Annotated in this window: 17 protein-coding genes; 4 read left to right on the top strand and 13 right to left on the bottom strand. The window is 59.6% G+C overall.

Going from position 1 to position 21,615, the window contains the following annotated elements; translation table 11 throughout:
* Positions 1 to 143 precede the first annotated feature (143 nt).
* The 3 genes from ADN00_RS05060 to ADN00_RS05050 all read right to left on the bottom strand — a co-directional run bounded on the left by ADN00_RS05060 (position 144) and on the right by ADN00_RS05050 (position 4,640).
* Complete coding sequence (locus tag ADN00_RS05060; RefSeq protein WP_160317466.1) at positions 144 to 1,898, bottom strand: peptide ABC transporter substrate-binding protein; 1,755 nt, start codon at positions 1,896 to 1,898, stop codon at positions 144 to 146.
* Positions 1,899 to 2,344: 446 nt separating this feature from the next.
* On the bottom strand, positions 2,345 to 3,511 hold the full coding sequence (locus tag ADN00_RS05055; protein ID WP_075061855.1) for a hypothetical protein: 1,167 nt from the start codon (positions 3,509 to 3,511) through the stop codon (positions 2,345 to 2,347).
* A 109-nt stretch (positions 3,512 to 3,620) separates the two neighbouring features.
* Positions 3,621 to 4,640, bottom strand: a complete 1,020-nt coding sequence (locus ADN00_RS05050) for a carcinine hydrolase/isopenicillin-N N-acyltransferase family protein (RefSeq protein WP_160317465.1) — start codon at positions 4,638 to 4,640, stop codon at positions 3,621 to 3,623.
* A 209-nt stretch (positions 4,641 to 4,849) separates the two neighbouring features.
* Between ADN00_RS05050 and ADN00_RS05045 the strand changes: the two genes are divergently transcribed.
* Positions 4,850 to 5,458, top strand: a complete 609-nt coding sequence (locus ADN00_RS05045) for a TM7S3/TM198-like domain-containing protein (RefSeq protein ID WP_075061853.1) — start codon at positions 4,850 to 4,852, stop codon at positions 5,456 to 5,458.
* Positions 5,459 to 5,528: 70 nt separating this feature from the next.
* Here the strand turns inward: ADN00_RS05045 and ADN00_RS05040 are convergent, their stop codons facing one another.
* The 5 genes from ADN00_RS05040 to hpt form a co-directional block, all read right to left on the bottom strand.
* Positions 5,529 to 6,860, bottom strand: a complete 1,332-nt coding sequence (locus ADN00_RS05040) for an ABC transporter permease (protein ID WP_075061852.1) — start codon at positions 6,858 to 6,860, stop codon at positions 5,529 to 5,531.
* A gap of 15 nt (positions 6,861 to 6,875) precedes the next feature.
* Positions 6,876 to 8,849 carry a COG1361 S-layer family protein gene (locus tag ADN00_RS05035; RefSeq protein WP_075061851.1) on the bottom strand — a complete coding sequence of 658 codons (1,974 nt, stop codon included), beginning with the start codon at positions 8,847 to 8,849 and terminating at the stop codon, positions 6,876 to 6,878.
* The gene (locus ADN00_RS05030) at positions 8,850 to 9,554 is read right to left on the bottom strand and encodes an ABC transporter ATP-binding protein (RefSeq protein WP_075061850.1); all 705 of its coding nucleotides are present in this window, start codon (positions 9,552 to 9,554) and stop codon (positions 8,850 to 8,852) included.
* Positions 9,555 to 9,567: 13 nt separating this feature from the next.
* A complete protein-coding gene (locus tag ADN00_RS05025; RefSeq protein WP_075061849.1) occupies positions 9,568 to 10,371 on the bottom strand; it encodes a YIP1 family protein in 804 nt (267 codons plus the stop codon).
* Positions 10,372 to 10,905: 534 nt separating this feature from the next.
* Positions 10,906 to 11,478: a hypoxanthine phosphoribosyltransferase gene (gene hpt / locus ADN00_RS05015; protein ID WP_075061847.1), complete on the bottom strand. Its 573-nt coding sequence runs from the start codon at positions 11,476 to 11,478 to the stop codon at positions 10,906 to 10,908.
* Between the two features lie 216 nt (positions 11,479 to 11,694).
* Between hpt and ADN00_RS05010 the strand changes: the two genes are divergently transcribed.
* Positions 11,695 to 12,063: a YccF domain-containing protein gene (locus ADN00_RS05010; RefSeq protein ID WP_075061846.1), complete on the top strand. Its 369-nt coding sequence runs from the start codon at positions 11,695 to 11,697 to the stop codon at positions 12,061 to 12,063.
* Positions 12,064 to 12,356: 293 nt separating this feature from the next.
* On the opposite strand, the gene lipA is transcribed toward ADN00_RS05010, so the two are convergent.
* Positions 12,357 to 13,298: a lipoyl synthase gene (gene lipA, locus ADN00_RS05005; protein WP_075061845.1), complete on the bottom strand. Its 942-nt coding sequence runs from the start codon at positions 13,296 to 13,298 to the stop codon at positions 12,357 to 12,359.
* Between the two features lie 11 nt (positions 13,299 to 13,309).
* Positions 13,310 to 15,592: a PAS domain S-box protein gene (locus tag ADN00_RS05000; RefSeq protein ID WP_075061844.1), complete on the bottom strand. Its 2,283-nt coding sequence runs from the start codon at positions 15,590 to 15,592 to the stop codon at positions 13,310 to 13,312.
* Positions 15,593 to 15,743: 151 nt separating this feature from the next.
* Between ADN00_RS05000 and rsmI the strand changes: the two genes are divergently transcribed.
* Both rsmI and ADN00_RS04990 read left to right on the top strand, forming a co-directional pair.
* Positions 15,744 to 16,442 carry a 16S rRNA (cytidine(1402)-2'-O)-methyltransferase gene (gene rsmI, locus ADN00_RS04995; RefSeq protein ID WP_075061843.1) on the top strand — a complete coding sequence of 233 codons (699 nt, stop codon included), beginning with the start codon at positions 15,744 to 15,746 and terminating at the stop codon, positions 16,440 to 16,442.
* A 4-nt stretch (positions 16,443 to 16,446) separates the two neighbouring features.
* Positions 16,447 to 17,199, top strand: coding sequence for an RsmE family RNA methyltransferase (locus ADN00_RS04990; protein WP_075061842.1), 753 nt, complete (start codon positions 16,447 to 16,449; stop codon positions 17,197 to 17,199).
* Positions 17,200 to 17,285: 86 nt separating this feature from the next.
* Here ADN00_RS04990 and ADN00_RS04985 read toward each other — a convergent pair whose 3' ends face one another.
* The 3 genes from ADN00_RS04985 to ADN00_RS04975 all read right to left on the bottom strand — a co-directional run bounded on the left by ADN00_RS04985 (position 17,286) and on the right by ADN00_RS04975 (position 21,546).
* Positions 17,286 to 19,688 (bottom strand): FtsK/SpoIIIE family DNA translocase, encoded by a 2,403-nt coding sequence (locus tag ADN00_RS04985; RefSeq protein WP_082389892.1) that lies wholly within the window; start codon positions 19,686 to 19,688, stop codon positions 17,286 to 17,288.
* Between the two features lie 305 nt (positions 19,689 to 19,993).
* Entirely contained in the window at positions 19,994 to 20,935 is a 942-nt protein-coding gene (locus ADN00_RS04980; RefSeq protein WP_075061840.1) for an anti-sigma factor family protein, read from the bottom strand.
* Positions 20,932 to 21,546 (bottom strand): RNA polymerase sigma factor, encoded by a 615-nt coding sequence (locus tag ADN00_RS04975; RefSeq protein ID WP_075061839.1) that lies wholly within the window; start codon positions 21,544 to 21,546, stop codon positions 20,932 to 20,934. The genes ADN00_RS04980 and ADN00_RS04975 overlap by 4 nt, the downstream gene beginning before the upstream one ends.
* Positions 21,547 to 21,615: the final 69 nt, after the last annotated feature.

Below are 21,615 nucleotides of genomic sequence, written 5' to 3'. Positions count from 1 at the left end.
CAGCCGCCTGGGGGCGCGTCACCCTGCAAGTGGATAATTTGCATCCTGGCCGGTTGGTCAGGCGAATACTCACCGTTTGGGGGAAGAAGCAAACATCCCCCCGATGTTCTGGGGGGATGTTGAAGGTTGGTTTGCTAACCGGACTATTTCTTGGTGAGATCGATGTCCCACTTTTCGATGTGCTGCGTGCCGGTGTTGGAGTAGGTGCGTTGGACATACGGCTTGGTCAGCTGCACCGAGGTGTACCAGTAGATCGGGATCATGGCCGCGTCTTCGTAGACCAGGATCTGCTCGGCCTGGGCGTACAGGTCGATGCGTTTCTGGGGATCGGTTTCGATGGCGGCCTGGCGCACCAGTTCTTCAAACTTCTCGTTCTTCCACATCAGACCACCAGCGGGATTGCCTTCCGTGTCGGTCGGGTTGTCGTTGCCGCCCGAGGCGACCACTTCGCGGGTGAAGTTGTTGGCATCCGGGTAGTCCAGGTTCCAGCCAGAGCGGTAGATCTGCGGGGTTTCGAGCGATTTGACGGTCTGCAGGAAGACTTTCCATTCCTGGTTGGTCAGTTTCACATCGATGCCGAGAACGTCTTTCCACATAGCCTGAATCGATTCGGCGATGCGCTGGTGGGCAGCCGAGGTGTTGAACATCAGGGTGATGTCCATATCGGCGGCGGTGATGCCCTTCTCATCCAGGTATTCCTGCAGCAGGGCTTTGGCAGCCTCGGGGTCGTACTTGACGCCCAGATCGGGGTATTGGTCGAGGGTGGGGCAGGCCACCAGGCCGGGGCGGCAGAACCAATGGGCGGGTTCCTGTTCCTGTTTGGTTACGTTGTCAATGATCGCCTGGCGGTCAATGGCCATCGAGAGGGCGCGGCGCACGCGGGCGTCATCCACAAAGGGAGCGGTGGTGTTGAAACCGTAGTAGTAGGTGCTCAACTGCGGGGCGATGACCAGTTCGGCGGAAAGGGTGGGGTCGGTCTTGATGCGGTCCATGTCAGCCAGGGGCACGCGGGTGTAGTCCATGTTGCCGGCTTCGTATTCAGCGAAGGCGGGCGGCTGGTCGAGCATGTGCCAGGTTACCAGGTCAATTTTCGCCTGGGGAATTTCTTCGGTGCCAGGCCAGAAGGGGTTTTTGATCAGGGTGATGTAGGAGTCATGAATCCACTCTTTCATCACGTAGGGGCCGTAGCCCTGGAAGAAACCGGTCTCGGTCCAGCGCTCGGCGCGCGCTTCGTTGCAGTCGTCGCCATCGATCAGCCAGGAAGGCAGGGCAGAGCCGATCCACATGCCGGCGATGTTGATGTTGTAGGCCGCGGGGTTGGTGAAGGTGATCTCAAGAGTGGTGTCGTCAATGGCTTTCACACCCACCGTCGAAGGATCATCGGTCTCAGCGTTGTTATAAGCGGCTGCGCCTTCAATAGCGAAGGAAAAGACGTAGGAGTAGTCCGAAGCGGTGGCCGGGTTGATGGTGCGCAGGAAGCCGTATTCGTAGTCTTTGGCGGTGACCATGCGCGGGTTGCCTTCGCAGTCGGTTACCTGAACCACTTCATCGGCGATGGCGTCGTATTTGACCCACGGCACGTTCGGCAGCAGCTTGAAGGTGTAGGTCAGACCATCATCGCTCACCGTCCACGATTCGGCCATGCCTGGCACGATTTCGGTGGTTTCTTCGTTCATGCGGGTGAGGCCCACGAAGGTCTCTTCAATCACCTGCAAAGACGAGTTGTCAGTGGCCAGCGAGGGATCGAGGGTGGGAATGTCGCCAGGGCCGATTTCGCCGACCAGCACTTTGGGCTGGGCTTCATCAGCGGCCGGTTGGGAGGCCGCGGGCTGGCAGGCTGATAAAACCATGCTTGCCAGGATCAATAAAGATGCGAGTGTAAAAAGTTTAGTACGCAATTTTCTCCTCCATTTCAAGGAATACAAGTTTCTTTCTCGGTTCATCAAGACCGTTAAAGACAAAAAAGAATGGGACCAGCGGATTGTTCCATTTCGCTGCGGTTAAAGCCTGGGATGGTGTTTGCTTGAAATTCCGATGATCCATACAGATCAGACCTGTTGTTGAGCCTGTTCTTTTGTTGGTGGGATTTTCCCAAATCGGGGCGGTATCAGCACCGCCCCAAGGGAAAGAAGGAGGGAAAGAAGATCAAAACCTTGCGGTTTTGTTTGGGTCGGTCACTGCCTCGCGGGATTCTCCCGGCTGGCGCTCGATGGCGGTCGAAAATGACTGACCTGAAATCACCCCAAGTATAGAAAAAAAACCACCTGCCGCCATCGGACAGGTGGATGGAATCAAACCACGTCTCGGGTAGGGTTTTAACCTGGACAAAGGTACAGGGCGTGGTTCATTGCAGCGCGCCGGCCAGCAGCTCTTCCAGCCAGATATCGGGGAGGAAGTAGCTTTCCTTCCAGTTGGGGGCCAGCCGGTCGAGCAAAAAGGCCTGGGCCATGCCGCTGTAGTAGAACAAGGTCTCGCTGCCCGCTGAGCGAGTGATCTGGCCCACTTCGTTCTGCCAGCGCCCATTGAACCCCCGGTACTGCTGAAAATCGCGCAGCAGGCTGGTCGCGGCGATGGGCGCGTACTGCTCGTCCCGCGCGGCGGCCTGCCAGATGGCCAGCTCGGTGTATTTGGCGCTGCCTTCCAACCATTCACGCTGACGTTCCAGGTCAATTTGTTCGGCGGTGAGCTGCAGAGCGGCGCGGCGCTGGGCGCGCAGGGTTAAGAACGTTTGGGCGTGGCGCGCGGCTTCTTCGTCTGTTTTGGCGCGCAGGGCGTCTTGCAGGGCTTGCAGTTCCGCCTGCCAGGCGGCCTCGTCTTCAAACGGGTAGTCGTTTTCGTGGTTATTGAGGGCGAACTCAGCGGCGTACAGGCGTTGTGGGGCGTTCTGCCCCTGATAGGCATGGAAGCTCTCGTGCAGCAGAGCGCTGATGTACCAGTCGCTGTTGAACAGGCGAATGGCCAGCCCAAAGGGAATCACGGCGCGCAGCACGGGCGGCATTTGCTGGCGAAATTCATCCACCAGGCTGATATCGCTGGCCTCTTTGGTCATCAACGAGGCCGCCCAGGCCTCCCCCACTTTGACGGTGAAATTCTGCGGGGTGATTTGCGGGTCGGGCAGGGTTTGGCGGTAATATGGCTGGCCCAACGCTTCAATCTCTTCATCTACCCGCGACCAGGCACCGCCCCGCTGCTGCTCGCGCGGCACGCTCACCCAGCCGTCAGCGGGTGGTTCGGTGGCGCCGGTGAGGAAAACGCGGCTCTCGTTGAAGGCGATCAGGGGAATTGGCGCGGCATCCCACCCCGGCCAGACCGTTCCGCCCAGGCTGGCGCGCAGGTGCTGCGCCTCTGCCATGAGGGCTTGCTGCTCTGCGCTGAGCCGTTCTTGCCCGCGCGAGGCTTGCGGCAGGCACAGGTTGCTATAACTGCTGCCGGCCAGCCCAAACAGGCAGGCGCCCAACAGCAGCCAGAGGATGATGAGGATGTACGGTTGTTTTTTTGTTTTTGCGGTCATTGCATGGTTTCCCGGTTACTATTTGCCCCTATTGTAAAAGGCAACTCATCACCCGTCACCGGGTAAGTGGGGAGAAACAGGCTGGCCAGGTGGGTAGGGTGCGCCGCGCTCAGCGCATGTTGAGGCGCAGGGTGAGGGGCTGGTCGTAGCGCAGGTCCATCACCACTTCCATTAGCCCGCTGGTGTTGTGGTACACCACTGACCACTGCGTATTGGCCTGCGATACCTGCTGCAGCAGGCGCATGGCTTCTCCGGGCGCCAGGCGGCCGCCAGCGGCCTGCAGGGCCTGGTTCATCGTTTCCAGACGCGGACAGGCTGGCTGCTGTTCGGGCGGGTCGGTGAAGTAGTGGTTGGTGGCTGTCTGATAGGGGCCGTTGGGCGCGCTCTGGAAAAACCCGTCCGCGGTGATTTCGACCAGGGCAGATTGGCCGCTTGAATCGGCGATGAGATAATGGATGGAGGGTCCGCTGCCCATGTCAATATTGTGAGCGGCCAGCAGCTCAACGGCTTCGGGTACGCTGGCGGTTGTGTCCAGCAGGGCGCGCATGGCCATTAACGAGTCGAGAGTGGGTTTTTGCGCGTCAAACAGCTCGCCGCGCTCGGGCACGGCGGCCATGCCCACCACCAGACCGCGGTTGTTCATGCCATCGGTCAACAGGGCGGGGCTGGCCAGCAGCGGCAGGCGCTCAACCAGGGGAAGCTGGTCCAGGTGGGCGGCGCGCTGCACCGAAAAGCCCATCCACTGTGGGTTGGCAATCGAGATGGAGGTGCTGCCGCCCGGCTGATGAACGACCACCACCAGCGCCGGAGAATACTGCCAGTCGAAGTTGCGCCCATACTGCATATCGGCGGGGTCGGCCGCGCTGAAGAACAGCGAGCAGGCGAAGCCCGCTTGCGGTTGGCTGGCTATCGCCTGTTCCCAGCTTGCAAAAAAATGCTCCAGCGCTTCGGCTTTAGCCAGATTGCTCTGCATGTCTCCGTAGTAGTCCAGCCGGTAGAGCGGGTAATCGTTGAGTTTACGCAGGCTGAGCAGGGTGGCCAGCGGCTGAAAAGCCCAAACGCACGCCGCGATTACGCCTGCCATCACCATCCAGCTCAATACCCATGAAAGCACCCGAATCCACTTCACGCGCCGTTTTCCCTTTCTTTGCTGATTAACATTATGGTAAGCAAGCGCGCGGCGCGAGTCAACTATGGATTTGTGGATGAGGGGCAGGCCAGGGAAAGGGAACGCGGCTATTCTTTGGATGCCCATCGAATCTGTATCAGACGGTTGCTCTATGGGTTGGGATGACCTATACTATTAATGATTAAAATAAAATGAGGAGGGGACTTGTTATGATTGGTTGGATTTCCAGTTTGCTCATTCTTCTGGCCGGGGTGGCGATCTGTGTGGCGGGGATCAATTTGATTCACGAACAACCGGCGCTGGGCGGCCTGCTGCTGGGCGGCGCGTTGGGCTATTATCTCTTTTCTTTCTTTTTCATTCCGCCGGCGGGGGTGGGCGCGTGGTTCCCGTTGATCGGTTTTGCGATTGGCGGTGTGATCGGTGCGCTGATTGCCCGGCCCTTGTATATGGTGATTCTGGTTCTGACCAGCAGTATGCTGGGCGGGTTGGTGGGGCTGGTCATCTCGTATGTGCTTCAATTGGGGGGCAGCCCGGAACGCTGGAAGCAGCTTTCGCTGACCATCAACCTCAACGACACCTTGCAAGTTTGGCTGATGATCATTTTTGCCCTGGCGCTGGGCTTTTTAGCCCTGCCGTTTGAGGAATTTATGACAATGGTATCCACCGGCTTTGTTGGCGCGGCGATGTTCGTCTCCAGCCTGGTGGTCCTCTTTTCGGGCAGTGTGGCGCTGCTGCGCAACCCGGTGTTTATCTTTTTCTTCTGGTTCGCGGTGGGCATGGGGGGCCTGGCATGGCAAAACCACAGCCAGCAGATCTAAAAAAAACCGCCCTTTTGGGGCGGATTGGCGGATCAAATGGAGTCGGGAGAATGGTTTTCTCCCGGCTTTTTTATTCGTGGCGCAGAGCGTTTAATGGGTCCAGGCTGGCGGCGCGAATGGCCGGGTAGACGCCGGAGGCCATGCCGATCAGGATGGAGAACACCAGTGCGAAGATCACCAGCCAAACCGGCATATACAGCAGGGTCAGGTTCATGGAGCCGTCGGTGGGTGCGGGGAACAATCCGCTGCCGGCCAGCAGCGGCCCGCCAATGGAATTACCCAGCGCGGCGAGCGCCAGCGAGACCAGCACCCCGCCAATACCACCCAGCAGACCAATGCCGCCCGCTTCTGCCAGGAAAACCAGCATCACGTCTGCGTTGCGCGCCCCCAGCGACTTCATCAGCCCGATTTCCTGGGTGCGCTCGTAAATGGCCATGATCATGGTGTTGGCAATGCCCACCGCCGCCACCAACAGCGCGACCGCGCCAATGCCGCCCAGCACGGCCTGCACAATGAGGAAGAAGCGGTTCATGCTTTCGATGAACTGGCGCGGCGACTCGACCATGTAGCCCATTTCGGTAATGGCTTTCTCCACATCCAGGGCGGTGCTGGGGTTGGTGGTTTTGACCCACACGCTGTTCGACCAGGGGTCTTTGCTGGGTACGCCGAAAGTGGCCCACAGGTTATATTTTTCCACTTCTTTGATGGGCATGAAGATGGCATAATCTACCTGCCCGCCCGATTTCTTGATCACGCCCACCACGCGCAGGCGCACGGTTTGCTCTTCCACCTCAGGGGGCTGGGTGGGGTCGTAGCTGTTGGGATCAGGCTCGGGGTAGCGCTGCAGCACCAGTTCCAGGTTTTTATCTTGCAGGTCAATGGTGGTGGGGTCTACCTGTTCATAGGTGCGCGGATTGTAAAAATTGCGGGCGATTTCTGCGCCGACGATGACCTGCCCGGGGGCAATGCGCGCTTCGCCGCTGGCCATCTGGAATCCCAACAGCTCCAACTGGCTGGGCTCAACGCCCATAAAGCTGCCGTAGCCTTCATATTTCTGGTAGCGCATCATGGACCCGCCCTGCAGGTAAGCCTTGCGGGTAACCGCTTTAACGCCGGGCAACTGCCGGAAGGAATCCACCGTATCGTTGTCCAACTGGTTGTCGGTCTGCGGGTTGGTAGAGGCTACCGGACCCATATCGTAGGATTGGCGCACTTCCAGCAGAGTCAGGTCGCCAATTTCGCCCAGGGATTGGGTGAAACTGCGCTGCAAGCCCAACCCCAGCGATACCAGCAGGATCACTGCCACCGATCCGATCAGCACGCCCATGGCGGTCATCACCACGCGGGCCTTCATGCGTTTCAGATTGTTGATCACCAGGTAAAACAGATCTCTTGCGTTCATAAGCGTAACCGCTGGTTAACTTCCCAGCCCGAGCAGGCCTTTCACAATGCGCAGCAGGGTATTCAGCAGGCCGCCCTGCGGGCCTTCGGTTGGCATTTCACCTTCGGGGGTGATGGGCATGCCATCCGGGCCGATCTCGCCTTCCATGGGCATGGGCTCGGCTTCCATCACTTCCACCTGCAGGGTTTGGGTAACCGCCTGGGTCTGGTTGAAACCGTCCAGGTACTTAACGGTTACGGTAACCTCCAACATGCCGGGCTGGTCGGCGTAGCCCATCGCGTCCATCGAGAAATAGCCACCGCTTTCCAGCCGCCCCACAAAGGTGGTGCCGTTTTCAATGGTCATGGCATCGCTGGTTACTTCCATGTTGAGCAGGTTGGCGCGGTCAGAGGCCAGATTGATGATTTGAATCGGCAGGCGAATGGGCATGCCCATTGGCATGGGGTAAAGCGGTTCGTAAAAGCCGATCTCCAGCAGGGGTGGTTTTTGCACCATCAGGCTGATCACCTGCGTGTCGGTGAGGGCTGTGCCGAACGGGTCGGAGTAACTCAGGTCGACGCTCAGGTTGTAGATTCTGGCTTCCGCGCTGCCGTCGGGCAGCAGGGTGAAGCTGATCTCGCTGGTTTCGCCAGCGGGGATGAAGGGTGTGAACTTGACATTGCTCGAGTTGACCGGTGAGAAGGGTTTTAACCCCGCGCCGTCTTTGCCGCCCAGGGTCAGGGTGACGCCATCAGCGTCACCGCCGCCCACGTTGGTGAGCAGCAGGGTCAGTGTAACCGGCACGCCGGGGCGGATGACTTCCGGGTCGCTCTCGTAGCCGGCCAGGATCAGCCTGGGCTGGGTGGAGAGATTGGATTCAAAGTTGATACCCACCGCCTGGGTGTTGGTCTCGGGTGGGTTGCCGTGCTCCAGGGTGAACTGCACCGCCATGGTGCCGGCTTTGACGGTGGAGTTGGCGACCATCGGCACTGATATTTCCACCTGCTGGCCGGCGGGGATGTTATTAATCACCAGGTTGTTGCGCCCGCCAGAGAGCATGACGCCTGAGGCGCTGTCGGGGTGGAGCAGAATATTATAAGCGGGGCGCGTGCCCATGTTGCGGATGGAGAGGAACAGCTCGAACTTCATGCCCGGCTGCACCACTTCGGGCGCGCTGCGGCTGGAGACGATCACCAGGCGCGCGCCGGTGGTGGTCGAATCGACCGGCGGGGTGGGGGTGGGCTGGAAGACTTCCACCGAGACGGAGTGATCCCAAGCGTACAGCTTGCCGCTGGCGTCTTTGGCGTTCAGACTCACCGGCAGGCTCTGCACGCCGCCCGCGGCGGCCGAGGGCACGCGGAATTTGATCTCAATGCTGGTGGTGGCGCCGGGGGCAATTTCGCCCAGGGGGTGGGTGGTTTGCCCCACCGGAATGAAGGCGCCGCTGCCAAAGGAGATGAAGGTGTCGCGCGCGGCGGCCGAACCGGCGTTGAAAACGTAGAAAATGATGCGGAAAGTGTCGCCGGGGCGTGGCTGGTCGGGGTCAGGTTCGTACTGGGTGATCATCAGCGAGGGTTCGCTGGCGCTCTGCGAGCCGGTGAGGGTAACTGATACATTGCCGCCGAATGCAGCGCCGGTGTTGGGCACAATGATCACCGGGTAGGTTCCCGGATTGCTGCCCGGTGGAATGGCAGCTTTCAGGTAGCTGCTGTTGACAAAGGTGGTATCCAGCAGTCCCAGCCCTTCGAGGCGCACTTTGAAACCGCTTTCAAAGTCTGCGCCGCGCACGGTGATCTCTCCGCCGGTGGCGGCGGGCAGGCTGGTGGGTTCTACCGCGTCCAGCGCCGGGTCGGGCTGTGGCGCGAGGGTGGGTTCGGCAGTGGGTTCTGGAGTGGGTCCGGGGGTAGGCGGCGCGTCTTGCGCGGCCAGCGCGCTGGTGTTGATCATCCCCAGCAGAAGGAACAGGATTGAACATACCCTGATGGTGTTGGTGAAAATGGAGTGTTTCATTTAGCTCTCCGAGTGTTGTATCTGCCCATCCTGAAGCTGGATGTGGCGGGTTGTGGAAGCGATGACAGCCGGGTCGTGCGAGACGATCAGCACGGTTACACCCTGGGTTTTGATCAGCTCGTGCAGCAGCTCTACCACTTCGGCGCCGCTGCGGCTGTCGAGGTTGCCGGTGGGCTCGTCGGCCAGCAGCACTTCGGGATGGTTGGTCAGCGCGCGGGCGATGGCCACGCGCTGGCGCTGCCCACCAGACATTTCGGTGGGCTTGTGCTGCATGCGGTTGCCCAGTCCGATCTTTTCCAGCAGTTCGGCGGCCCGTTCACGCCGTTCTTTGCGCGGAACCTGGCTGAAAATCATGGGAAACTCCACGTTCTGCAGGGCGGTCATGGTGGGGATGAGGTGAAAACTCTGATACACAAAACCCACCATGGTGCGCCGGAACGCCGCCAGTTGATTTTCGTCCATCTGGCTGATGTCCTGGCCGATTACCTCAATCCGTCCGGCCGTGGGGCGGTCCATACCGCCCACCAGGTACAGCATGGTCGACTTGCCAGACCCCGACGGGCCGGTGATGCCAAAAAACTCGCCGCGGCGAATATCCAGGTCCACGCCGTCTAATGCGTTGACGGTTTCAAACCCCACTTTGAATTGGCGGTGAACCTGCCGCAGGCGGATTACCGGCTGGGGTTGGTTGGCTTCAGGGTTCATGATATTTTCTCGCTCACATGCCGAGCATGCCGTTCTGAATACCGCCGGCCACCTGGCCAATGAAAGCCGGTAAAAGCAGGACCAGCAGCAAGACCAGGGCGCAAGCGCCTGTGAGGATGAACGCCTTTTTACGCGGCAGCCGCCCGTAGACGCTGATGCCCAGCGCCAGCAGCTGCAGCGTCCAGATGAAATAGACATCCATGTAGCGCAGCAGGGCTTGCAGAGCGGTGAGGCCGATGGAAGTGGGGTTCGCCACCAGCCCGGAGAGGCCGGGGTTGCTGATGGGCTGCCCGCTGATCAGAATGTAGATGGTCTGGATAACCGAGCGCAGCGCCAGCGGCAGCCAGGCCAGCATGACCATGCGCAAGACATTTTTGAAACCGCCCCGCCCGCCCGAAAGCAGCGTGCCCACATACAGGCTTACACTCCACGCCAGCCAGCCGATGGGGATGATGAGCAGCTTTCCGGCGGTTTTCAGGGCACTCAGCGCGCCGTTGGCCCCGGCGGCTTGCGGGCCGGGGTAGACTTCGCCGCCGTAGCCGTTGGATACCACCACACCTTTACCGCCCATCATGGAGGGGTCGGGCATGGCCGCGGCGGCTTCCTGCATGGCGATGCGCGCTTCGGCACTGTTGGATACCAGAATGGTCAGCAGGCTCAGGGCCAGAATTACGAGGGCCAGAATCCACCAGCGCTTCATGGGTTTGTCCACTTGCTGGCTGAAAAATTCATGCGGTTTCAGAACGTACTGCCGGGTGGTGGCCAGCAGTGATGTCATTTTGGATGTAGGTGCAGCGTTGGTTGTTTCGGCATTCATTGTGTTTTCCTTATTCACTTCAGATGATTCCATGCCGTGCGTCCTTATCAGTTAATGTCCATTCTACTGAGTTTAGCAGAGTTGCGGACTGGTCGGCTGGCCAGGTTTGAGTCTGCCCAGCTGGTTCCGCGCGAACTGGCTGCCTGACCGATGGCAGGCGCTTGCATCCGCTGTATCCTATAGTCGTAAGAAGGGTTCAGAAAGTTCCACAAAAAACTGAACTCCAGTACCTGAAAAGTCATTATAAACCCGATTTCCTGGTAAGAAACCAGCCACCCGCCTGGCGCTTGTAAGCACAGGGGCTGCGCGGTGCAAGGCTTTCTTCTCCTTCCTCCTCTTTCTTCTTTATTGGTAGGCGGTCTCATCGACTGGCAGTTGGCAGCAAGCAAACAAGCAACATCCTTCTTTCTTCCTCTCTCCTTATTCACCACCCCGTGAGCTTACGGCAGCCCGGGTTGGTGAAGGTTTAAGCAATAGAAACGGGCCTGGCTCACCATGAGCCAGGCCCGCGTTGGCGCAGTTCGCAAAAGACGGCTATTTTTTATAGATCTGTTTGAATTTTTCCAGGTCGACCGAGGCGATGTAGGGCAGATTGCGGCCTTTTTCGTCAATATCCAGGCCGTAGCCCACCACGAAGTAATCGGGGATGCTGAAACCCAGATAGTCGATGTGAATATCCACTTTGTGGCGGTCGGGTTTATCCAGCAGGGCGCACACTTTGATGCTGTTGGGTTTGCGGTCGAGCAGCAGCTTGCGCACGGTATGGACGGTGAAGCCGCTATCGACGATATCGTCGACCAGAATCACGTCCCAGCCGTGAATATTGGTTTTATGGTCTGAATCGATGCGCACAAAACCGCTGGATTCGCTGCCGGCGTACGAGGACACCGACATGAAGTCCATGGTCATGGGGCGGTGAATTTTTCGCATCAGGTCGGTGATGAACATCACGCTGCCGCGCAGCAGGCCCAGCAGCAGCAGATTTTCGGAATTGGCGTAGTCGCGGGTGATGGTTTCACCCAGCTCACACACGCGCTGGTCAATTTCTTCCTGGGATACGATGATTTTATCGATGAAGGCATACGGGAATTTGGGTGCGTCGCGCATCTTTTTTCAACCTCTCACATCTTTCGGGTAATTTTCCTCAAACCGATCAATCTTACTTGAAAGCGGGTGGCTCCGCAAGGGGAGATTTTTTATTCACCCCAATACCAATAACCCATTCCATCATAATCCAAATTGCGCGCTTTGCAACCCGCTGGCAGAGATTGCGTATATGATAGTGAATTTGAAACAGTATAGAACGAATCAGGAGATGAAACGATGAGCTTTCTTGGTAATGTGATCTGGCTGCTGTTTGGCGGCTTTGTTACTGGCATGGGGTATATTTTGGGCGGCCTGGCAATGTGCCTGACCATTATTGGCATTCCCTTTGGCGTGCAGTCGATTAAGCTGGGCGTCGCCGCGCTGACCCCCTTTGGGCGTGAGATTGTGGTGACCGAGCGCGCCAGCGGGTTTGTGGCTGTGGTATTCGACGCGCTGTGGCTGATTTTGTTCGGTTGGGAAATTGCTCTGGTGCATTTGGGGCACGCGTTGATTTTGGCGATCACCATCGTTGGGCTGCCGTTTGCCAAACAACATCTCAAGCTGGTGCCGCTGGCGTTGTTCCCCTTTGGGCGCGAGCTGAATTAGTTTCGGGCACACATGATTAAAATGACAGGGCGCGCGTTTGGCGCGCCTTGTTGTTTAACAATGCCTGTTGGTGTGGGGGGGTATGCCGAATCCAAACAGTATAAAAAAAGTAGGGTGGGTGAAGGGGCGTGAGAATGAACATGATTTATCATGACAGCCGCCCCGGAACCCACCCATCATCATGTTTGGATTCAACGGTGGGTTCCGGGCGGTGTGAATCCGCTTCGAACGCATTCCATCGGGTCGCCCTGCACCCACCCTACGCTATGGTGGACACTACCCCTTTGCGCTTTCTACTTGGGATGGGACAGGCTTTGATGCACGGCGCTGAGAGCGCGCACCTGCTCGGCGGCGTGGTAAGAGGATCGCACCAGCGGGCCGCTTTCCACCCATCGGAAGCCCAGGTCCAGCCCGAACTGCTTCAGCTCATCAAATTCTTGCGGGGTGTAATAGCGGGCAATAGGCGCGTGGCGGCGGCTGGGCTGCAGGTACTGGCCGATGGTAAGGATATCCACGCCCCATTCGCGCAGATCGCGCAGCACGGCTCGCACTTCTTCCATGCTTTCACCCAGCCCCAGCATGATGCCGCTTTTGGTGAGCACTTCGGGGTCCATGCGTTTGGCCCCGCGCAGAATGGCTTCGCTCCATTCCAGGCGGCTTTGTGGCTGGATGGTTGGATAGAGCGAAGGTACGGTTTCGACATTGTGATTCAAAATTTCCGGGCGCGCATCCATCACGATCTGCAGAGCCTCCAGCGAGCCTTTGAAATCGGGGATGAGCACTTCCACCGAGCAGCCCGGCTGCAGCTCGCGGATGCGGCGAATAACCATGGCAAAGATTGGCGCGCCGCCGTCTTTGCGCTCGTCGCGGTTGACGCTGGTGATGACGGCGTGTTTCAACTGCATGGCGCGCACGGCCTGCGCCACTCGCTCCGGTTCATCCCAATCGAGGGGCGCGGGGCGGCCGTGCTTCACATCACAAAAGCGGCAGGCGCGCGTGCACACATCGCCCATCATTAGAAAGGTGGCGGTGCCGCTGCCCCAGCATTCGCTGATGTTTGGGCAGCCGGCTTCTTCACACACGGTGTGGAGGGTTTTCTGCTTCATCAGGCTTTTCAGCCACTGCAGGGTTTCGTGGTCGGTGGGCGGCACGCGAATCCAACCCGGCCGGCGCGCGGGGCGCGCGTCTGGGCTGCTGGCGGGGATCCGGTCTCGGGTGGGGGGGCGGGTGGTCATGTTTACCTCGCTTACTCTGCCGCTGGTTCAGCAGCGGCGCGCGCGTCGCGTTTTTTGCGGCGTTTTTCTTCGTACATCAACAGGTCAGCCTGTTCCAGAGCGTGCACCAGCGGCATTTTTACCTCGGCTGTTGCCCCGCCAATGGAGAGGTGTATCTGTTCTTCTTCATCGCCTTTGGCGTTGGCGTCTTCAATTTTTTCGCGCAGGCGCTGCATGGAGCGCTCCAGGTCTTCGGCACGGGTGCGCGGCAGGATGACGGCAAATTCATCTCCGCCGATGCGCGAGATGACGTCATCTCCGCGGAAGGAGTCTTGCAGCACTTTCGCCAGGCGCTTGAGCAGAGCGTCTCCGGACAGGTGGCCGTAAGTGTCGTTAGTTACTTTGAGATTATCCATATCCATGACAAGGATGCTGACCGGGAAGTCGCGCCCGCGCTCCAGGCGCTTCAACTCTTCTTCAAAGAAGAAGCGGTTGTAGAGGTCGGTCAGGCGGTCGTGCGCGCTGAAGTAGCGAAGCTCTTCTTCCATCTCTTTGCGCTCGGTAATGTCGCGAAGGACGGCGAAGCTGCCCATGAACATACCCTGGCTGTCAAAGCGCGGCGTGGTGGTGATAATCACATGGCGGCTTTCACCGTCGGGGCGGTCTATGGTCATTTCATAGCTGGAAGAGCGGCCTTTTTTGCGCTCACGCACCTGTCTTTGCAGCATTTTCTTGCCGCTTTCATCGGTGAACTCGTAAAAACTCATCTGGCTGAGGGTTTTCATGCTCGCGCCGAGGATAGTTTCGGCGGCCATGTTGACATATTCAAATCTGAGCTTTTCATCCACGATCACCGAACCTTCGCCCTGGTTTTCCACCAACAGGCGGTAGCGTTCTTCACTGCGCTGCAGAGACTCTTCGATGCGCTTGCGGTCGGTTACGTCTTGTTTAATGGCAAAAAAGTGGGTGATTTCTCCTGTGCCGTTGGCGCGCACGGGGGTGATGGTCAATTCTTCATAATACAGGCTGTTGTCTTTGCGGCGGTTGATCAACACGCCCTGCCAGGTGTTGCCGGACAGGATGGTGCCCCACATGTTTTCATAAAATTCGCTGGTCTGCTTGCCCGATTTGAACACGCGGGTCGATTTTCCGATCAGCTCACCTAACGTGTAATGCGTCATCTGGCAAACGGCATTATTCACCCACTGGATCGTCCCTTTGCGGTCGGTGATCACAATTCCAGAGGTCAGGGCTTCGAGGCCGGAGCTTAACAACTGGATGCGGCTTTCGCTTTCTTTCAAATCGGTAATATTCTCACAGATCGCAATTACAGACCGCGTTTTTTCATTTTCCTGCTGGGGCATGAAATGCACTTTGAGAATGCGGCGCCTGCCTTTCAGGTCTGGCGCTTCCACTTCCGCTTCCACTGTCTCACCCGCCAGGGCGCGTTCCACCAACCCTTGCAGGCGGTCCATAATGGAGTGCTGAAAGACCAGCGAGATGGGTTGGCCGATCAAATCTTCCTGATTCATGTGGAAGAAATCGGCGTAGGCCTGGTTTACAAAGATGTGGTGCAGGTGGCGGTCGATGTTGGCCAGCAGAATAGGGATGGAATCGACCAGCACCTGGTAGTTTTCAAAGGTTTTTGCCAGCCGGTACTGGTCTTTGTAAATGGCGTCGAACTGCAGCAGGATACTCTCCAATACTTCATTTTTTTTCGGCGGCCGGGGTTGCGAGACGCCCTGCAAGGCGTAGGGGTTGCGAATGGTGCGCGTGCCAAGAATATAGGCGGATTGGTTGAAGAGGGCAGGCATGAGCAGCAGGTGATCAACCCGGTCGCGCCGGTACTGCAGCACCGTCAGGGCTTGCAGGCGGGCCGAGAGGCGGGTCAGGTCGTTCTGGAAGGCGAGCAGTTCCAGCGCGGACAGGCTGGCGCGCTCCAGCCAGCCCATTTCAAACAACACAATCAGGCTGTGATACCCGATCTCCAATCCGGCAGCGTGTTCTTTTTCGATGATCTCCAGCCAGCTCGCGGCAGAGAAAGGCTCCAGCCCCGGCAGCCAATCTTTTAAGGTGATCGTGCTTACCTGTTGCGGCTGGGGAGCGGGGACCACGTCGACCAGGTATTGTTCAAACGTGGATGGGGCATGGTCGGCGCAGAAGATGAGCACCCGCGCTTTGATGCGCGCGGCGGTTTGCAGCAGGTCGGTGGTGACCATCTGGTGTTCTGCCTCGGCCTGGTAATAGTGGCTGAGCAGCATTCCCTCGCGCCGCAATGGATTGGTGTACGCTAAAAAATTGGAACTGTTGAGCATGTTCGCGTGGTTAACCTCAAGTGGATGCCATTAATGCAGGTAATAAAACTGGTTCTTCGCCACCCCGCTTGCCGGCCGAACCCTGTGAAGACGTGATATACTCCAGTCAAATCGTTCAACTATATTTTATCCATAATGGGGAATTAAAACCATGCTGTATCTTGTCGCAACCCCAATCGGCAATCTTGGCGATATCACTTTGCGCGCGCTGGAAGTCCTTAAAACCGTGGACCTGGTGGTGAGCGAAGACACGCGCAAAACGGGCATCATGCTCAAGCACTTTGAGATTAAGAAGCCGCAGGTCTCTTTCTTTGAGGGCAACGAGCAGCGCAACTTGCCGCGCATTATGGCTGCCCTGAACGAAGGGAAAGAGGTGGCTCTGGTTACCGAGGCGGGCAGCCCTTCCGTCTCTGATCCCGGCTTTACGCTGGTGCGCAGCGCGCTGGAGGCAGGGATCAAAATCACCGCCGTGCCCGGCCCGACCGCGGTGGTGGCAGCGCTCAGCCTTTCGGGGCTGCCGGTGCACAGCTTTACCTTTCGCGGTTTTCCCCCGCGCAAGCCCGGCCCGCGCAAGCGCTTCTTCGCGGTTGACGCGGACGCGCCCCACACCCTGATCTTTTACGAAAGCCCCTACCGACTGAAGGCCTTTTTGCAAGACGCGCTCGAAGTCTACGGCGACCGGCGCGCGGCAGTGGCGAATGACCTGACCAAGCTCTTTGAGCGGGTAGACCGCGGCAGCCTGAGCGAGCTGGTGAAGCAGTATGAAACCGAAGAGCCGAAAGGCGAGTACACGGTTGTGATTGAGGGTGTTTCCACGCGCGGTGGGCGCGCCGCGGACGCGGAGGAGTAGCCGCGTGCACCGCTTTTTTCTGCCCCCCCAGAACTTTTCTGCCGGAACGGTTTTCTTCACCGAAGAAACCGCCTTCCAGATGCACCGCGTGTTGCGCCTGAAACCCGGCCAGTTGGTGGTGGCCCTCGACGGCCAGGGGCGCGAGGCGGAAGTGCGCCTTGAATCGCTTTCCAGCCGCGAGGCCAGCGGTTCAATTGTTCGGGAGACGGCGGCGCGCGGCGAGCCGCGCTTTGCGCTGACTTTGCTGCTGGCGCTTACCCAGCGCGAGAAGTTTGAGTGGATGCTGCAAAAATGCACCGAGCTGGGCGCGGTCCACTTTGTGCCGGTGATCTGCGCGCGCAGCCTGCAGCAAGATGGCAAAGACGCCGAGAAAAAGCTGGAGCGCTGGCGGCGAATTGTGAAGGAAGCGGCCGAACAGTCGCGCCGCGGGCGCGTGCCTGGTGTCAGCCAGCCGATGCTGTTTTCGGCGCTGGCCGCCAGCGAGGGACCAGTCCCTTCGCTGAAGCTGATTGCCTGGGAGGCGGAAGAGGCGCGTTCGCTGGCGGATGTGCTGCGCGCCAGCGGAGATGGGTACGCGCGCGGGCGGGTGTTGATTGGCCCGGAGGGCGGCTTTGAGCCTGCCGAAGTAACTGCCGCGGCCGCTTGCGGCTTTCAACCGTTCAGCCTGGGGCGGCGCATTCTGCGCATGGAGACGGCTGCCATCACCTGCACGGCGCTGCTGATGTACGCGCTGGGCGAAATGGAACCGGGGGAGTGAACCAGCCGCTCTGCCCACCGCATTTCACTCCAAAAATCTCAGAGGAAATAAAAGCGGCTGCCCGCGCGGGCAGCCGTTCAATCATTTTAATATCCATCGTCTTCCGGCGGGGCCATGTCGCCGTAATCGAGCACTTCGCGCACCTGGGTGTGTGGCAGGGTGGCGCTGACCACGCCCATCTCTTCCATTTTGTCGATCAGGCGGGCGGCGCGGGTGTAGCCGATGCGCATGCGGCGCTGCAGCATGGTGATCGAGGCGCGCCCCTGGCGGCGCACCAGGTCAATGGCTTCATTGAGCAGCGGGTCGCCTTCTTCTTGCGGTTTCATCTCCTCAAACAGCGCGTCCTGCTTGAGCGGCACGCCGGGCGGCAGGCTGTCGATGGGTGTGTCGGGGTGCGAAGAGACGTAGGTGGTTTGCATCTCGTAGGCGGCCGCGCGCCAGTAATCAACCAGGCGGCGAATTTCGCTGTCAGAGACGTACACGCCCTGCAGACGCGCCGGGGCCGAGGCGTCGGGGGCCTGGAAGAGCATGTCGCCGCGCCCCAGCAGGCGTTCCGCGCCGGGCTGGTCGAGGATCACGCGGCTGTCGATCCCCGAAGCGACGGCGAAAGCGATGCGCGCTGGGAAGTTGGCTTTGATCAGGCCGGTAACCACGTTCACCGAGGGGCGCTGCGTGGCTAAAATCAGGTGAATACCGGTGGCGCGCGCCAACTGTGCCAGGCGGGTGATGCAGCGCTCGGTTTCGTCGGGGGCGAGCATCATCAGGTCGGCCAATTCATCGATGATCACCACAATATAGGGCAGATGCTCGCCGGTCTGCCGCGCGTTGAATTCGATGATGTTGCGTACGCCCAGCTTGGAGAACTTGTGGTAGCGGCTGTCCATTTCGCGCAGCATCCACTGCAGCGCGCCCACCACGCGGTCGGCGTCGGTGATGACCGGCGCCAGCAGGTGCGGAATGCCGTTATAGCCGGTCAGCTCTACCCGTTTGGGGTCGACCAGCACCAGGCGCAGGTCCAGCGGGGTGTTGTTCAACAGCAGCGCGCACAAAATGGAATTGACGCACACCGATTTACCCGAACCCGTGGTACCCGCGATGAGCAGATGCGGCATGGATGACAGATCCGCGGCGACGGGGATGCCGGCCACGTCTTTGCCCAGCGAGAATCCCAGGGACGTTTTAATTTTATGAAATGCTTTGCTTTGTAAAATGGAGAGCAGTGAGACGCGCGAAGTCTCTTCGTTGGGCACTTCGATGCCCACATAGCTGTGGCCGGGCACCGGCGCCTGAATGCGGATGCGCGAGGCAGCCAGCGCCAGGGCCAGGTCATCGGCCAAGTTGACGATTTTGCTCACCCGCACGCGGGTGCGCCCGGCGCGCGTTTCCACATAGTCGGGTTCCACGCCGTAAAGGGTGATGGCCGGGCCGCGCTTGATTTCGACCACGTGCGCCGGCGCGCCAAAGGAGGTGAGGGTGTCTTCGATGAGTTTGCCGCGCTCGCCCTCGGCGGTCTCTTGCATGGCTTCGGGGGAGGGCGGGTCGAGGATGTCTTCGGCTTTGGGCAGCACCCAGTTCTGCGGAATGGTGGCGCGCACTTCCTGAGCGGGCGCTTCCAGCGCGGCGTGGGCAGCTGGCGCGCCTTCGCCGGCGGCGGATGCGATGGGCGGGTTGGCCGGGTTGGTACCGGAGGCCAGCGGCGCGCTCTCCAATGAGGGCTGCTGGGCGGGGACCGGATCGCTGGCGCGCAAGGGTTTGAAGCGCCCGGCGGGAGCTGTTGTTGGTGGGGTAGAGACGCGCGGCGCGGCGGCCGGTGTTTCTTCGGGTGGGGTGAGGAAGCGGCTGATGCTCTCTGCCAGAGAATTGAACAGCGGGCGCAGGCTCTTGAATAACTCAGGGATGGAGAGGTTGAAGGTCAGTGCCAGGCTGATCAACAGCCAGGCGAGCATGGCCACAATCGCCGCCGGTTTGCCCAGCCCCACCACCAGCAGGCGCTCGAAGACCGCGCCTAGATGGCCGCCGCCTTTTCCGGCGCGGGCCGCGTCCCAGCCGCCGCCGGAGGCGAGGTGCAGCCAGGCCAGCAGGTTGAAGAGCAGCAGCAGGCTGCCGGTGAATTTGCCGGCGCTGAAGGCTGGCAGGCGCTCGATGTTGCGAAAGACCAGCCACAAGCCGTAGATGACCAGCACCAGCGGCAGAATATAAATGCCCCAGCCAAACACCCAGGCCAGGGCGTTAATCCACCCGCTGGTGACCGCGCTGCGCTCGGCGGAGACCAGCGATAAGAAGGTGACCAGCCCCAGCAAGGCCAGGATGATGCCAAGAATGTCCAGCCGCCGCTCGCGGGGGATATTACGCAGCGAGCCAAGCAGCACCCGCCCGGCAGAAGACACCGGGCGTGCGGAGGGTTTGGCCTGCGCGCGTGTGGATGGTTTTCGGGCGCGGCTGGCCGTGGATTTGGAGGGGGTTGATTTCGATGATCGGGTTTTTGCCAAGGTTATTCGCCTGTGAACGGTTATCAGAACAAAAGTACCACTTCTTTTATTCTAACATAAGCGGCAAGGTTGGGAACCAAGTTCCGCTGAAATTGACAGGGGGTAAGGCAGGTGAAAGAAGGTGGCGGGTTTTCACAAGGGAATCCCATTCTTTAGTGTGGGCGGACGGCTGTCCGCCCGAAGAAACGGGCGTAGACACCCAAAAACATAAGATTGGGGTTCGGGTTCTTCTCCAGGGTGCAGCGGCCATACAACGCCGCCCTACAAGAGAACCTCATTCAAAATTGGTGGGTTTTCGAATGGGATTAGATGATGCCTTTGCGGCGCAAGGCGAAGGCGGCCAGCGCGCTGCCGGCTGCCAGAAGGGCCAGGGCGATGGGCAGGGCCAGCACAGAAGGGGTGTGGGATTCTTTTGCCAGGGTGTCGGCGCTCTCGGCGCTGGCGTCTGCGGCTGTCTCACTAGCGATTTCGCCCTGCTTGTCGCTGGGGGCTATGCCCAGGATGGGGTTGAGCGGTTCGGTCTCTCCAGCCGCGGATTCGGCCTGGGGCAGGCTTTCGGCTGGCGCCGGCGCTTCAAGCATTGGGGCGGAGGTTGGCATGGGCATTAAGCTGCTCTCTTCTTCGCCGCCTTTGAACGCGGGGACTTCTGCGGCAGGCGCTTCGGGCGCCATCATGGTATCGGGCGCGCCCCCGCCGGTGAAGGGAGCACCCCCGCCGCCGTAGGGGGTATCGCTGCCGCCGCCGCGTCCATTCGCGATGACCTGGCCGGGAATGAGGTTGGAATCGCCCCAGATGATGATGACCGGGGCGCTGGTTGGCAGGGCATCGGGCGCGGCGGGCGCTTCGGCCATTTCGGCAGCCGGTTCAGCGGCCAGCATTTCGGCTTGCGGCGCTTCGGCAGCCGTCAGCATGCGCAGATTGGCGGCAGGCGAGAAGCGCGTCAGCAGGGTGAGGATGAGCAGCAGGGCGGAGATGGCGGAAGAAAAGCTGAGCGCGGGAAACCAGAAGGACTTGCGGCGCGCGGCCTGGCGGGCCTGTTCGGGGCTGAGGGCAAAACTGCGTGGAGCTTTGCGCTGCGACACCGCGCGCAGCAGGGCGCGCGTGCGGCGCAAGCTCTCCAGCTCTGCCCGCAAGGCCGGGTCTTTCTGCAGGCGGGATTCCAGGGCTTGCTTTTCATGCGGGGCAAGCTGGTCATCCAGGTACGCAGACAGACTCAGTCCGTCTTGAATCGTCAAGATCTCCTTCATCGTGTTTCCTCTTCTTCTAGACGAAACATGGAAGGCAGAAGTTCCCCAAAGCGCTGCAGGCAGTCGCGCAGTTTTAAGCGCGCGCGCGCCAGACGGCTCTTGATGGTGCCGAGCGGCTTGCCAATCGCGTCAGACGCTTCCTGATAATCCATGGCTTGCAGGTCGACCAATACAACGACCGCGCGAAATTCATCTGGAAGGTGGTTGATGCAGTCCTGAACGGCTTTCTCCAGGTCCATTTCTTCAATTTGCTCTTCCGTCGAAGGGCTTTCGTCCGCCAGCCAGGATGGGTTTTCCAGTTCTTCTTCGCTCTCCGGGTCGAAAGGCTCAAGGGGAACGGTGGGTCGGCGCTTGCGGCGGCGCAGTTCGTCATAACATTTGTTGGTCACCATGCGCAGCAGCCAGGCTTTGAACGAGCCGCCGCGGTACTGCTGCAAGCTGCGGTAAGCCGAGATGACCGCCTCTTGCAAGGCGTCGGACGCGCCATCGGGGTCGCTGAGCAGGCGATAGGCAACGTTATAGGCCATATCCTGGTATTCCAGAATAAGGCGGTTGAACGCGTTGAGATCGCCATCTTTTGCGGCTTGCGCCAGCGCGGCTTCGTTTATCATGGTCTTTGCCTGGTGACCGCCACCGGATGAGTATCTTCCCCGTTTGATTATAAACCCGAGCGTGCCTGG

This window comes from Ornatilinea apprima (assembly GCF_001306115.1).
GTDB classification, from domain to species: domain Bacteria; phylum Chloroflexota; class Anaerolineae; order Anaerolineales; family Anaerolineaceae; genus Ornatilinea; species Ornatilinea apprima.
Note: the sequence above shows the minus strand (reverse complement) of the source record. Positions and strands in the feature narration are given on the sequence as shown.

Coding starts and splice junctions, on each gene's coding strand:
- ADN00_RS04980 (WP_075061840.1), bottom strand. CDS start 20,935: ATGAAGGAGATCTTGACGATTCAAGACGGACTGAGTCTGTCTGCGTAC.
- ADN00_RS05025 (WP_075061849.1), bottom strand. CDS start 10,371: ATGAATGCCGAAACAACCAACGCTGCACCTACATCCAAAATGACATCA.
- ADN00_RS05045 (WP_075061853.1), top strand. CDS start 4,850: ATGATTGGTTGGATTTCCAGTTTGCTCATTCTTCTGGCCGGGGTGGCG.
- ADN00_RS04975 (WP_075061839.1), bottom strand. CDS start 21,546: ATGATAAACGAAGCCGCGCTGGCGCAAGCCGCAAAAGATGGCGATCTC.
- ADN00_RS05035 (WP_075061851.1), bottom strand. CDS start 8,849: ATGAAACACTCCATTTTCACCAACACCATCAGGGTATGTTCAATCCTG.
- ADN00_RS05030 (WP_075061850.1), bottom strand. CDS start 9,554: ATGAACCCTGAAGCCAACCAACCCCAGCCGGTAATCCGCCTGCGGCAG.
- ADN00_RS05040 (WP_075061852.1), bottom strand. CDS start 6,860: ATGAACGCAAGAGATCTGTTTTACCTGGTGATCAACAATCTGAAACGC.
- ADN00_RS05010 (WP_075061846.1), top strand. CDS start 11,695: ATGAGCTTTCTTGGTAATGTGATCTGGCTGCTGTTTGGCGGCTTTGTT.
- rsmI (WP_075061843.1), top strand. CDS start 15,744: ATGCTGTATCTTGTCGCAACCCCAATCGGCAATCTTGGCGATATCACT.
- ADN00_RS05055 (WP_075061855.1), bottom strand. CDS start 3,511: ATGACCGCAAAAACAAAAAAACAACCGTACATCCTCATCATCCTCTGG.
- lipA (WP_075061845.1), bottom strand. CDS start 13,298: ATGACCACCCGCCCCCCCACCCGAGACCGGATCCCCGCCAGCAGCCCA.
- ADN00_RS05000 (WP_075061844.1), bottom strand. CDS start 15,592: ATGCTCAACAGTTCCAATTTTTTAGCGTACACCAATCCATTGCGGCGC.
- hpt (WP_075061847.1), bottom strand. CDS start 11,478: ATGCGCGACGCACCCAAATTCCCGTATGCCTTCATCGATAAAATCATC.